Raw genomic sequence first — 14902 nt, 5'->3', positions numbered from 1 at the left:
TCTAAATGCTAGTTTCAGAAATTGACGTAATTTCTCCAGCTACATTAATGGAATGCCTTTCGATTATTTCTAATAAAGGCAAAAATTCAAGACTCATAGCTGGAGGAACGGACGCTGTTGTCCGTATGAAGGATGGAAAATGGCGTCCAGAAACATGGATTAATATTAATGGTTTAAAGGAACTGAGATTCATCCATGAAAAAAATGGAGAAATTCACATTGGACCGTTAACAACCCATACAGATATCGTCCACTCCCCTTTGCTTCAAGAAAAAGCTGATGTGCTTGTAGAAGCATCTAGAGAAGTTGGAGCGATTCAGATGCAAAACATTGGAACAATCGGTGGAAATATTGGCACTGCCTCCCCTGCCGGAGATACAATTCCAGCACTGTATGTGTTAAATACAATATTGGAGCTAAGCTCGTTAACAAATAAACGACTCGTTCCTATTAATGAGTTTTTTATCGGACCAGGCAGAACCGTCCTAAAAGATAATGAAATGATTACAAAAATCATTATTCAGCCCCAGGATGAAAATGAAATAGGGATATTCCAAAAGCTTGGACCGAGAAAAGCACAGTCAATATCAATTGTAAATGTTGCCATTTCATTATTAATGGGAGAAGGCCGTCAAGTTTTAAAAGGCAAAATTGCCTTCGGTTCCGTAGCCCCAACGATTATTCGTGCAAAAAAATGTGAATCGATTATGACGCTAACTCCATTGACAGATGAATTAATACAAAACATTGCAAAAATAGCCTGGAAAGAGGTTATGCCAATTACGGATGTAAGAGCAACAGCGGAGTACCGCCGTGATATGGCAAGTGCCCTTTTAGAGCGAGGACTTTATCGACTCATCAGGAGGTGGGAGAATAAATGAAACATACAAATGAACAAAGCAATAGCCGGGAATTAAATTGGATCGGAAAAAGAGTAAGAAGAATCGATGGACCTGAGAAAGTAACAGGTGAATTAAAATACATGACAGATTACCATTTTGACAATATGGTTTGGGGAAAGGTTTTGCGCGCCAAATATCCTCATGCAAGAATAAAGTCTATTCAAATTGAAAAAGCTGAACAGCTTCCTGGTGTCGTTTGTGTCTTAACACATAAGGATATCCCAGGCTTTAATGGGTTTGGAATCGTTATCCCGGACCAGCCTGTGCTATGTTCTGATATCGTTCGCTGTACGGGTGATGCCGTAGCATTAGTCGCAGCAGAAACTCAAGAGATTGCTGAACAAGCGTCGGAATTAATTGAAGTTGACTATGAACCGATTGAGTTTGTGATAGATGCTGAAAAGGCGATGACCCCTTCATCACCTAAATTGCATCCGGATGGAAATATTCATAGCCATGTCATCATCAAAAATGGCGATACTGAAAAAGCATTTGAGGAAGCAGATATTATTGTCGAGAATACATTCTACTCCCCTCGACAAATGCACGCTTTTATCGAAACAGAAGGCGGATGGGGTGTAATGGATGAGGAAGGCTATATTACCATTCGCTGTCCTGGACAATATGCCCACCGTGACCGGGCGCAAATTGCACGGGCCATTGCATATAACCCAGAAAGGATTCGAGTAATTTCCAGCCCTATAGGCGGTGCCTTTGGAGGCAAGGATGAAATTACTGTGCAAATATACCTAGCCCTTCTTGCCATGTATACAAATGGGCGTCCTGTAAAGATCCATTTAAGCCGAGAAGAATCTGTGATCGCCGGGATTAAAAGGCATCCATTTAAGGTACAAATGAAAACAGCAGCAAAAAAGGACGGTACTTTAATTGCCAATGAAGTAAGAGCAGTAGCTGACACGGGGGCTTATGCATCATTAGGTGGAGCTGTTATAGCTCTAGCCATTGAACATTCATGCGGACCTTACAAAATTCCGAACGTAAACCTTGAAGGGTTCTGTGTGTACACAAATAATGGCATTGCAGGTGCCTTTAGGGGTTTTGGAGTTAATCAGGTTTGCATGGGAATTGAAACTCATATGGACATGATAGCTGAAAAACTAGGGATAGATCCGATTGAAATTCGAAAGAAAAATGTTTATCACCAAGGCGAAATGTCTAGTTTAGGCCATATCGTCCAATCAAGCGTTGGCACGTATAAAACGCTTGAAGCCGCAGAAAATTGTGACCTCTGGAAAAACCGTGAAAAATATAAAAAAGAAGTAAGTGAACCATGGAAAAAGCGAGGTGTTTCGCTTGCCACATCCTTTCACGGAATTGGGATGGGAATTGGATTGCCTGACTATGGTGCAGCTTCCATCGAACTCCTTCCGGATGGCAAGTTTTTAGTGGCAGTTGGCTGTGAAGAAATTGGCGGAGGAAATAGCACCGCCTATGCACAAGTGGCAGCCGAATTATTAAATTGTGATATTCACTTAATTAAAGTCGTCCAGGGTGACACCCTTCAAACACTTGATGGCGGTACGGTAACCGCTTCCCGCTCCACGTATACAGGAGGGAGAGCAGTTGCAACAGCAGCGCCAAAAATGGTAGAGCTGTTAACCGAAACGGCAGCTCAGATACTTAATCTACCCCTAACAAGTATTGAAATTAAACAAAACTGCCTTACAGCCAATGGAGAAAGCCTAACCTATCAACAAATATATAATTACCTGCATGAACAGCATCGGAATACAAGAATTGAAGGACATTTTATTCTCCCAAAAGAAAAGACTGAAATTAAAGGATCTGGCGGAGCCCCCCATCACCTGTACGGGTATTTAACCCATGTTGTTATGGTTGAGGTTGATACATTGACCGGGGAAACAGACGTTCTTCACGTAGTATCTATTCCTGATGCAGGGAAAGTTATTAACCCGCAAGGACTTGAAGGTCAAGCTGAAGGCGGTGCTGTAATGGGTATTGGCTACACCCTTTATGAGGATATAGTGATTGAAAACGGCTATCATAAAACAAAAAACTTTACTGACTATATTATTCCAACTATTAGAGAAACACCTATTATTGAAACCATCCCTGTAGAGGATGCCCCTGAACAATCAGGACCATTTGGCGCTAAAGGAATTGGAGAGGTCGTCATGATTCCAATTATTGCCGCTATCATGTCAGCTATTTATGATGCTACTGGGGCAAGGATTTATCATTTGCCTGCAACACCGGAAAGAATTTTTAATGCCTTAAAAGATCTAAAAAAACAAAAGGCTCATTCTGCTAGGTGATCATAATGATGAATCAAAAGTTATACAATCGATTAACCGAATCACTTAAACAGCGTCAGGATGTCTTTTTCATTACAATTACTGACCATTCAAATTCTCATTTGATAGGACAAAAAGCTTTACTATGGCCAAGTGGGGATATCTACTCTGAAACTCCCCTCTCCCCTGCTCTGCAAAATAAAATGTTGGAAAGCTGTGAAAAGCTAATTCGAAGAAAAAGATCGGGTTTGATTTCATTCCTTTTATTCGGGGATAACGTTGAATGTTTTGCTGAATACTATCCTATTCCAATTCACCTTATTGTAGCTGGTGCAGGTCATGTATGTGAGCCAGTCGTGGAAATGGGAAAAATGCTTGGTTTTTATGTCACTGTCATTGATGATCGAATTGAATTTGCCAATTGGGAGCGCTTTCCCAATGCCGATGAGGTTTGCTGTCAATCGTATATTGACTATTTTCGTAATGTGAAATTAACGGATCATACGTATATCCTTCTAATAACTAGAGGTCATAAATATGATGTATTGAGTTTACAAGAGCTATTAAAGCGGAAAGATAAAGCTGCCTATATTGGAATGATTGGAAGCAGAAGGCGAATTTCTGGTGTTTTCAACGAATTATTGCAGGACTTTCCAGGTGAAAGCTTTGAACATTTATTTACCCCAGTAGGGCTTGATATCGGTGCGGAGACCCCTTCTGAAATTGCAGTTAGTATTATGGCTGAAATATTAAAAGTGAAAAATCGAACATCAGGCAGCTCCTTAAGCAGCAGCATTCGGGAATATGCAAAAATGGGTTTTCATGAGGGGGCAGTAAATTGAAACCATTACAGCTTTTGCAAAGAACAATTGATTTACAGAAAGGGGGTGAGAAAGCAGCTCTAGCAACTGTTATTAGAACTAAGGGTTCGACACCAAGAAAAGCGGGTAGTAAAATGATTATTTTCCCGTGCGGAAAAATTGAAGGTACGATTGGAGGTGGATGTGGAGAGGCGGAAGTCATTGAAAAAGCTTATGAAGTAATTAATAGCAGCAGACCAACTAAATATGTTGTCGATCTTACAAAAGGTTTATTGTATGAAGATGGCGGAATTTGCGGCGGCATTATGGATATTTTTATCGAACCGATATAGTTGATCATCATGGAGAAAAATATGAACCGAGTTGCACTTTCTTAAAGCATTTTTGGTTATTAAAAAGTTAGGAGTGAGCATTCATGTCCATGATTGAAAAGGGTTTAGGATCCAACCTCCCACCAACTAGAAATAACCTATTGGAAAAACTGTTCAAGCTCTCTGAAAGGAAAACAAATGTAAGAACTGAAATTCTTGCCGGTATTACTTCATTTTTAACGATGAGTTATATTATTTTCGTCAACCCTGCCATTTTAGCTGATGCTGGTATTCCGAAAGAAGCCGCACTTGCCGCAACCATTTATGCAAGTGTTTTCTGTACAATCCTGATGGCTCTCTGGGCAAATTACCCAGTTGCAGTTGCTCCTGGCATGGGCTTAAATGCCTTTTTTGCCTATACTGTCGTTCTCGGTCAAGGACTTACATGGCAAACAGCACTTGGAGCCGTATTTATTTCAGGGGTTGTGTTTTTGATTTTGACTGTAACAGGGGTCCGGCAAAAAATCGTTGATGGTGTCCCAGATGTATTAAAATCAGCAATAGCCGTTGGAATTGGTTTATTTATTGCATTTATCGGTTTAAAAAATGCAGAGCTCGTTGTTGCTAATGAGGCTACGTTCGTCGCTTTAGGAGATGTAACAAGTCTTGGCCCGCTATTAGCATTATTAGGATTCATTATTGCAGCCATATTAATGGCCAAACGTGTAAAAGGCGCCCTCCTCATTAGTATATTAGCAACAAGTGTTATCGCTATGATCGTAGGCTTCATTAGTTTTCCGAAATCCATTAGTGATATCGTTTCTTTAAACCTTCCAAGTATGTCTGAAACCTTCCTGGCTATGGACATTATGGGTGCTATTGGATACGGGGTCCTCTCTGTTATTTTCTCATTCACAATTGTTGAATTATTCGATAACCTAGCAACCTTAATTGGATTAACGAAGAAAGCAGGTCTTACTGATGAAAACGGTAAGATTGAAAATTTAGACCGTGCCCTTCAGGCTGATGCGATTGGGACTATGGCAAGTGCTGCTTTTGGAAGCACTGCATTAAATGCCTATGTGGAGAATGCAACCGGAATTTCAGAAGGCGGCAGAACAGGCTTAACCGCTTTAACAGCCGGTGTCCTCTTCTTTTTGGCTTTAATATTTGCACCATTAATTGTTTTCATCCCTTCTGTTGCTACCGCTCCAATCTTAATACTTGTTGGAGCATTAATGATTAGTGAAATTAGGCATATTAGCTTTGATGATTTTACAGATGTCATTCCAGTGTTTTTAACCATTGTTTTAATGCCACTTACATTTAGTATCGCGGAGGGCTTAGCATTTGGTTTCATTTCATATACACTCTTAAAACTTCTAACGGGAAAGAGAAAGCAAATTCATTGGATAATGTATATCGTAAGTGCAGCTTTTATTATAAACTTTATAATGAGTGCACACTAATGCGATAAATAAGTGAAAGAAGGGTATTGATTGAAGTTAACAAAAGAAATCATGAAACGAAGAATTGATGTAGCAGCTAGAAGAAAACCTGCAGATTTGGTTATAAAGAACGGGAAGATTGTAAACGTTTTCACACGAGAGATTATTGAAGACGATATTGCCATTGTTGACGGCTATATTGCGGGGGTTGGCAAATTTGAAGGATTTGAGTCCATTGATGCCTCAGGAAAATACATCGTTCCTGGCTTTATTGATGGTCATGTTCATATTGAATCTTCTATGGTCACCCCTCCAGAGTTTTGTAATGTAGTCCTGCCTCATGGGGTAACAACCGTTATGGCTGATCCACATGAAATTGCCAATGTTTCTGGGACAGCTGGTATTGATTTTATGTTGCAGGCGTCTGAAGAAATTCCGCTAGATGTTTTTTTAATGCTGCCATCCTGTGTTCCGGCTACTCCATTTGAAAATGCTGGTGCAACATTGAATGATAAAGATTTAAATCCATATTACGAACACCCAAGAGTTATTGGGCTTGGCGAGGTGATGGATTACCCTTCTGTCTTCCAAAATAGCGATGAAATGCTTAACAAACTTGAAAGTGCCAGTTTAAAAGGAAAATGCATTGACGGCCATGCATCGGGACTTGATGCAAATGGTATTAATGTTTACATGGCTGCTGGGATACGAACAGATCACGAATGCGTAAGAGCGGATGAAGCTCTTGAAAGACTTCGAAAAGGAATGTATGTTATGCTGCGTGAAGGTTCAGCCGCAAAAGATTTAGTTGAACTATTACAGGCAGTTAATGAAAATAATTCACGCCGTTGTTTATTCGTTACCGATGATAAGCATTTGGATGAATTAATTGATGAAGGAAGTATCGATTTTAATATTAAGGTAGCTATTAGGGAAGGAATTGACCCAATACTCGCTATTCAAATGGCAACCTTAAACGCAGCAGAATGCTTCGGCTTAAAGACGAAAGGGGCAATTGCTCCAGGATATGAAGCTGATATCTTAGTCTTAAATAATCTAGAAGCAATTGAGATTGAACAGGTTTTTAAAAGCGGAAAGCTTGTTGCTAAAAACGGGAAAGTAATCTCCCCTATCAAATCAAAGGCTGCTCCCCCTCCTGCTATTATTAAAAGTGTAAATATGAATCAGATAAACAGTGAGGATCTAACAATCAGCCTAAAAGATAGCAGACGGGCCAATATTATTGGGATATTACCAAATATGATTGTAACAAATCATATCATTGAGGAAGTTGTGATTGAAAATGGCCTTTTTCAAGCAAATATTGAAATGGACCAATTAAAATTAGCTGTCCTTGAGCGCCATAAAAACACAGGCAACATCGGTCTTGGAATCATCAAAGGCTTAGGAATTATTAATGGAGCAATTGCTTCTACTGTTGCGCATGATTCACATAATATCGTGGCAGCGGGCACAAACGATCATGATCTTGTCAAAGCTATTAACTTAACTAGAGAGATGAACGGAGGTTTAGTTGTCGTCCAAAATGGAGACATTCTTGCTTCTCTTCCATTGCCTGTAGCGGGTCTTATGTCAAATTTGAATTACGAGACAGTTAATGAGAGTATCAATGAGTTAAATAAAGCCTTAATGACCATTGGCTGTTCCATGGAATTTAATCCGTTTGTAACCCTTTCCTTCCTGGCTCTGCCTGTCATTCCTGAATTAAAGCTTACAGATATAGGATTGTTTGATGTTAAAACCTATAAACATATTGAGATTGGAATTGATTCATCACATTAATTTACAAAAAAAGGTGGTTCACTATTAAATAGCAAACCACCTTTTTTTATTTTTTTGTCAATTGTTCATTACCAAGTGATAAAGCCGCCCAGGCTGATTCGTCAGCAAAATATCTTGACCAGCTGGCAACCCCAGCTAAATTATATTTTCTTGCTAAATCAGCCCGTTTCTTTAAGGAAAGCTCATCCTCTAGCCAGATTTTATAAGTCGTTTGTTCCTTTTCAGAATATATTTCAGCATAGTTTTGACCGCTCGCTTCGTCATAAACAGGAGTCAGTTCATTTGCTTTCAGCCATTGCTTTACTTTTGCCATTGATAGAGCTTTAGAAGAAACTTCCCCATTGTCTTTCTGCTCCCACAACCTCGTATATAGCGGAACACCCAGAATTAGCCTGTCATTTGGTACAACTTCAAGCAGCCTTTTTAGATTTTCCTCCACCCATGGCAAGCTCGCTACACTCCCCGCTTTTGGAGATGTGCCCCAATGCTCGTCATATGCCATGACTACCATATAATCAACGAGATTGGCGAGCTTATCTCTCTCATAAAAAGCAGACCAGTTCCCGCTTGTGGAAATAAAAGTAATATCCATGGAAACTACAAGACCTGCTTCATGAAAATATGGAACAGCTTCACGTACGAACTGAGTAATAAGCGGACCATCTTCAGGATTCACATTTTCAATATCCAAATTTATGCCGTTTAACTGATATATTTGGCTAAAATGGAGAAGCTGGCGAATCATTTTCTGTCTAGTTTCAAAATTCTTGAACGCCTCATGTGTTAAGGCCGGATCAAACGCATTGGAAAATAACCCCCAAACTTGATAGCCCTGATTTTGTGCCCAATTGACAAATTCAAGAGAACCGAGGTTTTTTATTCCCCCTTCTGGATCACCTAATTCAAACCATGTAGGTGAAATAACATTGACACCTGACATAATGGGCATTTGGGCTGTGTCTGGATTCTTCGTATAAACGGCCTCCCAAGTAAGCTGGATGGGCCCCTCAATTTTAGGTACAACCACTTCTTCATGAGTACGATTAATGATAACTTTTTCTGTTTCCCCAGTGGTTATATAATCTTTTTTTATATACCCTGCCACACCATTTTCTTTTCTAGCAAAATAGTAATCTTCCTTCTCACTTTCAACAAAAAGCATCTCACCATTCTCTACTTGCCCTGTATAAGGTGCCTTTAGACTGGCATCAGTTCGTAAACGAAGCTTTTCTTCATTCACTTCCTTATTGATCACCTTAGCATGAAGGATTTCCTGATCATTTTTCTTTATCCAAATAGCATTTGTTTCTGGCATAATCGTGTAATCGAGTGGATAATAAGTGAGTAATGGTTCAATTGCCAGATACATATCATGATCCTTAGTTTTAAACACAGAAAAGTGTAATTGAACAGGTTCTTCGTTAACATAATAGGTAAGCGATTCGGAAGGCATTTGAATAACTTTATTTTTTGTAGTGATAATGACGGAGTTTGATTTTTCATCAAAAGTGATAGCATCATCAAAATTTTCTTGTATGAAAGAGATTGGCAAATATACGCTATTTCCTTCAATTATGGCATTTCCAGATTGTATACCTTCATATAATATTGGGTTTTCCCCATGGAAATAAGATTCAGTTTCTTTTGATGCAAATGGGTATAAAAGTAAGATAATACTTGAAATGATTAAGAAACATGCAAACAAAAGCCCACCTGCTATCCATTTCATAGATAGAGGCTTCTTTTTATGAAATTCTATACGAGCCATTCCCTTTCCCCCTTAGGTCTATCGTAACGAAAAATTCAACTAATGGGAAGGCATTTTAGTGGAATTAGGCTTCCTTTATTCACCAAGTCCAACCATGGCTTTAAAAATAGTAATTTTTCTTTATTGACATGGCGTGATGAATTAAAAACATGGTACAATTACTCGTAGATATTATTGAAGGAGAATTTTTTATGGTAATAAACGGAATCATTATTGTTTTAGCTTATTTACTAGGGTCCATTCCATCCGGCTTAATTATCGGGAAGGTGTTTTACGGGGTCGATATTCGCCAGCATGGCAGCGGAAACTTAGGTGGGACAAACACTTTCAGAACTTTGGGAGTTAAAGCGGGCATGGCTGTTACAATTGCAGATATATTAAAAGGTACGGCTGCTGTTTTACTTCTCTTATTTATCGATGGTGACATACATCCGTTAATCGCTGGTATTTTTGCGGTTATCGGTCATATGTATCCAATATTTGCAGGATTTAAAGGTGGAAAAGCTGTTGCAACTTCTGGAGGTATTTTATTAGGCTATGCCCCTCCAATGTTTATCATCATGTTATTGGTTTTCTTTATTTGCTTATACATAACAAAGTATGTCTCACTTGCTTCCATGCTTGCGGCTATTGCAGCTGTCATTTATGCCTACGTCATATGGGATCCGCCTCTCATAATTGTCGTATCACTACTGGCTTTCTTTGTCATTTATCGACATCGTGCCAATATTAAACGAATTATGAACAAATCGGAACCGAAAATAAAATGGCTTTAACAAATGAAAAGTTATTAAACAGCAGAAATCTAATTCTGCTGTTTTTTTCTTTATAAGGACTCAACTTTCATTTCTCAATAAATGATACAAAATAATACATATCCCGCTTTTTTTCGTCATAGATTAGATAGAAAACAATTTTAGAGGTGATAAATCTTGGTTTCTGTCCAATCCAATTTTCAAAACTTACAAGAAAATAGTGAGCTTTCAAATCCAGAAATTCATCAGATCCCGAACATTACCGATAATCTGTCAAATGTAAGCAATCTAGCGGCAGTAATCGCTCATGAAATTAGAAATCCTTTAACAACAGTAAAGGGATATATCCAACTTATAAAACCTTATTTATTCGAAATGGGTATAGAGCATTATGCCGATATTGCGTTAGATGAGATCAACCGGGCGAACGAACTGATCTTTGACCTTTTGAATTTATCGAAACCTCAAGTTAACCAAAAGAAGGCGGTTTCATTAAATCAGTTATTAAAGGATGTCACTAGGCAATACGAAGGTGAAAAAATAATAAACAATATAAAAATGGAAGTTCAGCTTTCCTATGAAACTCTCATTATCCTTGCGAATGATAAGCAATTGAAACAAGTGTTAACAAATATAATAAAAAATGCAATCGAAGCGATTATGATAAAAGGCAATGAAAATTGTAAAAAAATCACTCTCTCTTTAAAAAAAGAGACATCCCAAGCCTACATCATCATTGAAGACAATGGCTGTGGGATGACAGCTGAAATACTCGAACATATTTTTACACCGTTTTATACGACAAAGGAATCCGGCACAGGAATCGGGCTCTCCATATGCAAAAAAATTATTGAAGCTCATAATGGAAGCTTTCATATTAGCAGCTTAGCTGGAAAAGGCACTAATATACAAATAAAATTGCCTCTTTATAATCAGAAAAGCGGAGCCTAATGCTGCCGCTTTTTCACACTTTTAATAATTGAAATCTGCCCGTTCCAAAAACATTTTTTACAAAATCCAGCTTTGTATGTTCAAAATAGACTAAATCCTTTTGATGAATTAATAGGTGAATCCCTTCCACTGTAAACTCTTTGTCCTCACTCAATGGCCGCTCTTCCAGAGACAGCTTTAATTGGGGGCCGCCTCAGCCAATTCCCATTGATAAACGGATATACAACTTCTCCGTTTCATCCTTCTGTTCCTGCTTAATGGCATTCTCCATAATATTTACTGCACTTGCTGTCAATTTTATCATGTTATCACCTCTACTTCCTTAGTATATCGTATTTCCTTTCTTTCTTTCGAGTATTCTAACTCAAGTTTATAATATTGTCGAAAAATTCCTATTTTTGTATTATAGTAGATTTAATATGGCAATAAGGAGACTTTTATGAAAAAGAAATTATCGATTATTTCCTCTATTGTTTTTTGTTTAGCACTAATACTTTTATCAACTGCTTTGATTCTTAAAATGTATAATGAAAGCGAAAATAGTAAAGCTGTTCCACTAACAGTTCAAGTACATGCAGCAAAACAAGCATCTGTTAGCCATAAGCAAATAATTGAAACAGTAACTCTTGGAGCAATTGGTGATATTCTAATTCATGATTGGGTTTATAATGATGCCAAAACGCAAAGTGGTTATGATTTCACCCCAATGTTTCAACCTATTATACCTATTCTTCAGGAACCAGATATCCTTCTCGCCAATCAGGAAACAATATTAGGAGGAGAAGAATTCGGCATTTCCAGCTACCCTCTTTTTAACAGTCCCCAGGAAGTCGGAGATGCATTACTGCAAGCAGGTGTAGATATAGTCTCAACAGCAAATAATCATTCACTTGACAAAGGAGAAAAAGGGCTAGTGGCTTCCATTGACTATATGGATAAAATCGGACTTCCCCATGTTGGCACATATAAAAGCCCAGAGGAACAGAAATCACTAATCATCCTCAATAAAAATGGAATTAAGGTTGCCTTTCTTTCCTATACTTATGGGACAAATGGGATACCCATTCCTAAGGGTAAGGATTTCCTTGTTAATTTAATAGATAAAGAAGCAATGAAAGAAGAAATACACCGTGCTAAACAAGAAGCTGATGTCATTGTCATGAGCCTGCACTGGGGAAATGAGTATCAGCGTTTCCCCACTGCTGAACAAAAAGAACTAGGACAATATTTAATTAATGAAGGAACAGATATTTTATTTGGTCATCACCCTCACGTATTACAGCCGATGGAATGGCTAACAGCACAAGATGGAAGAAAAGCACTAATTGTATACTCATTAGGTAATTTTCTTTCCGGACAAAATTGGGATTACAAGGATATTGGCGGGATGGCGACCATTAATATTACAAAAAAGGTGAATGAAAATGGTGTCTCCATTACACTCGACAACCCTAATTTTTTCCCAACTTATGTCTCAAAAGAAAATCTTAGAAATTATCGAATCGTCCCACTAATCGAAGCAGAAAATTTCGGTTTAAAAAATGCGCAAGAGAAATATTTAGAAATTCAGCAACATATGAGCGGCAGTCTTTAGAAAACTTGAGTTATTTGGAAAATGTAATACAACTTTCAAATTTTCGGATTAGGTCTTCCTCCCTATCATATATAATACAGTTAGTAGAGCTTAGGGGGGATTTCATGTCACTAAAAACAAAACTCATTTTTGGTGTACTATCTACAATGATACTTATCATTGCCATTAGTACTGGTTTTACCTATATTTCTGTGAATCTATTTTCCGAAAATGGCCGGAAGTTAACAAGTGGCCTTTCAACGGACGCTCAAAGGGATGTAAGTGGTTTTGCTGAGCATTACGCAGGTACTTTGACCTATCACGAAACGAAAAATGTTAAAGCATCTATAAATCAAATCATTTCACGTGCAAAGAGTGATTTAGCAACGATCGCTAGTTTTAATGAAGTTTATTCAGATAGTCCAGAGGAATTGGTCATTTTATTTGAAAAAATAGCAAAGCAGAATGATCTTATTTCTAATATGTACTTAGGTACTGAAAACAAGGAATTTTTCATTTATCCAAGCGACTATAATCTCCCTGATGATTATAATCCAACAGCTAGGCCGTGGTATGCACCTTTAAAGGAAAGTGGGAAAAATGACTACTTTATTACCGATGCTTATCTTGATGCCGGCACAGATACATATATGGTAACTGTCAGTATGCCTCTTTACTTAAATGACCGATTGTATGGTGTTCTTGGTGCAGATTTATCACTCGAAAAATTAACTGCATCTATTGCAAATACGAAGGTTGGAAATACTGGATATGTGATTTTAACCGATAAAGAAGGTGCCCTCTTAGCCTATAAAGAACATGATCTTGTTGCAAAAAATCAAAATATCTCTTCTCTGCCGATATTTAAAGAAAAAAGCAACGGCAACATTTATTTAGATATTAACGAAGTGACGTATGTTAGTGAAAAAGATGAGGAAACTGGCTGGCAAATTTTTTCAGTTCTGTCCCAAGATGAGATTAAATCCTTTTCCGAACAGATTTCGCAAAACATGAGTAAACGAATAGCAACTGCCGATAAGGAGCTTCAAGGCATCTTTTCAAAACTATTATTTATTCAAATTATTATTGTCCTGATCCTTCTCGCTTTGTCTATTTTAATCAGTTTCTTTTTCGCTAAGTATTTCATCGGGCCTATAATTAAGCTATCCGATTTTCTAAAATCTGTAGCAAATGGTGATTTGTCTATGAAAATGGATATTAAGTCAAAGGATGAGATCGGTCATCTATTTCATTCTGTCAATCATATGATTGATAGCTTAAGATCGATGGCCAATAAAATGAATCAGCTTATACATAAAGTCGAAAATGATTCTAAGATTCTAAATGAACAGGCAAATATTTCAACACATGTAACCAATATAGTTAGTTCTGTCATGGATGAAGTAGCGAGTGGATCTGAGCAGCTTGCTTCTGATATGGTAAATATCTCTACGCATGTAGAAAACAATGATCTAGCTGTCCGTTCGATGTCTGATCGAATCAGTAAAATTGTAGATCATGCAAGAGAGACGAAATCTGTTACATCAGAAGGACAGGCAGCAATGGAAAATATGAATAATAAAATGAATATGATTGTCAGTCAGTCTAGTGATTCTGCGACAATTATGAAAAAGCTTGATAGTAAACTGCAAACGATAAATGATATTACCTTACTTATCCATGATTTATCTGAACAAACTAACCTCCTCTCCTTAAATGCTTCAATCGAAGCGGCTCGAGCTGGGGAACAAGGAAGAGGTTTTGCGGTAGTAGCACAGGAAGTAAAGAAACTGGCTGAGCAAAGCCGCCAATCTGTTGATGAAATATCTAGTCTTATTTCAGAAATACAGCTGGATTCATCAAAAGCTTTGGAAAATATTGATCTTGGCAGAGAATCAGCTGTTGAAGGTGCAGTAATGGCAAACGATACAGCGAAAAGCTATTCTAAGATGTTTCGCTTTATTGAGAGTCTCGCTCATGATATCGATGAAATCGCCAATGCAAGTGAAACACTTTCTGAAAGCAGCCAATCGATTTCTTCTTCAGTTGATAGCGTTGTATCCATTTCTCAGCAAACATCTGCAGGTGTTGAGGAGGTTGCAAGTATAACTGAAGAACAGAAACAATCTGTTCATGAAGTCAAGAAAATTTCTGAGAATTTACGCGAGCTGACAGACGAATTAAGAAAGTCTATTGAGCATTTTAAAATTGATTAGTAGAAATATTCAATATTAGATTTATAAATGAGCCTGGTAAACCCATGGCTCATTCTTTTGTATAAAGTGAAACTTCAA

The 14902-nt window shown here is 37.9% G+C and carries 12 protein-coding genes; 10 read left to right on the top strand and 2 right to left on the bottom strand.

The annotated features are described in order from the left end of the window. Positions 1-5 precede the first annotated feature (5 nt). The 6 genes from V7122_RS02860 to ade all read left to right on the top strand — a co-directional run bounded on the left by V7122_RS02860 (position 6) and on the right by ade (position 7561). A complete protein-coding gene (locus V7122_RS02860; RefSeq protein WP_335525768.1) occupies positions 6-881 on the top strand; it encodes an FAD binding domain-containing protein in 876 nt (291 codons plus the stop codon). After that, on the top strand, positions 878-3199 hold the full coding sequence (locus V7122_RS02855) for a xanthine dehydrogenase family protein molybdopterin-binding subunit (protein WP_335525767.1): 2322 nt from the start codon (positions 878-880) through the stop codon (positions 3197-3199). Before V7122_RS02860 ends, V7122_RS02855 begins: the two co-directional genes overlap by 4 nt. An 8-nt stretch (positions 3200-3207) precedes the next feature. Beyond that, complete coding sequence (locus V7122_RS02850; protein WP_335525766.1) at positions 3208-4020, top strand: XdhC family protein; 813 nt, start codon at positions 3208-3210, stop codon at positions 4018-4020. Then, entirely contained in the window at positions 4017-4331 is a 315-nt protein-coding gene (locus V7122_RS02845) for an XdhC family protein (RefSeq protein WP_335346946.1), read from the top strand. Before V7122_RS02850 ends, V7122_RS02845 begins: the two co-directional genes overlap by 4 nt. Positions 4332-4414: 83 nt before the next feature. After that, positions 4415-5779 carry an NCS2 family permease gene (locus V7122_RS02840; protein WP_335525765.1) on the top strand — a complete coding sequence of 455 codons (1365 nt, stop codon included), beginning with the start codon at positions 4415-4417 and terminating at the stop codon, positions 5777-5779. 30 nt (positions 5780-5809) lie between these two features. Then, the gene (gene ade, locus V7122_RS02835) at positions 5810-7561 is read left to right on the top strand and encodes an adenine deaminase (protein WP_335525764.1); all 1752 of its coding nucleotides are present in this window, start codon (positions 5810-5812) and stop codon (positions 7559-7561) included. A 46-nt stretch (positions 7562-7607) separates the two neighbouring features. Here the strand turns inward: ade and V7122_RS02830 are convergent, their stop codons facing one another. Next, positions 7608-9329, bottom strand: coding sequence for a glycosyl hydrolase family 18 protein (locus V7122_RS02830; protein ID WP_335347219.1), 1722 nt, complete (start codon positions 9327-9329; stop codon positions 7608-7610). A gap of 191 nt (positions 9330-9520) precedes the next feature. On the opposite strand from V7122_RS02830, the gene plsY reads away from it, so the two are divergent. Continuing rightward, complete coding sequence (gene plsY / locus V7122_RS02825; protein ID WP_335347220.1) at positions 9521-10105, top strand: glycerol-3-phosphate 1-O-acyltransferase PlsY; 585 nt, start codon at positions 9521-9523, stop codon at positions 10103-10105. A gap of 156 nt (positions 10106-10261) precedes the next feature. Beyond that, positions 10262-11035 (top strand): sensor histidine kinase, encoded by a 774-nt coding sequence (locus tag V7122_RS02820; RefSeq protein ID WP_335347221.1) that lies wholly within the window; start codon positions 10262-10264, stop codon positions 11033-11035. Positions 11036-11048: 13 nt separating this feature from the next. Here V7122_RS02820 and V7122_RS02815 read toward each other — a convergent pair whose 3' ends face one another. Then, positions 11049-11189, bottom strand: a complete 141-nt coding sequence (locus tag V7122_RS02815) for a hypothetical protein (protein WP_335347222.1) — start codon at positions 11187-11189, stop codon at positions 11049-11051. Positions 11190-11474: 285 nt separating this feature from the next. On the opposite strand from V7122_RS02815, the gene V7122_RS02810 reads away from it, so the two are divergent. Then, positions 11475-12629: a CapA family protein gene (locus tag V7122_RS02810; protein ID WP_335525763.1), complete on the top strand. Its 1155-nt coding sequence runs from the start codon at positions 11475-11477 to the stop codon at positions 12627-12629. Between the two features lie 104 nt (positions 12630-12733). Beyond that, the gene (locus V7122_RS02805) at positions 12734-14824 is read left to right on the top strand and encodes a methyl-accepting chemotaxis protein (protein ID WP_335525762.1); all 2091 of its coding nucleotides are present in this window, start codon (positions 12734-12736) and stop codon (positions 14822-14824) included. Positions 14825-14902: the final 78 nt, after the last annotated feature.

Source organism: Bacillus sp. JJ1532 (genome assembly GCF_036965085.1).
GTDB lineage: Bacteria > Bacillota > Bacilli > Bacillales > Cytobacillaceae > Cytobacillus.
The sequence above is the reverse complement of the archived record's forward strand: the minus strand, read 5'-3'. Positions and strand labels throughout refer to the sequence as shown.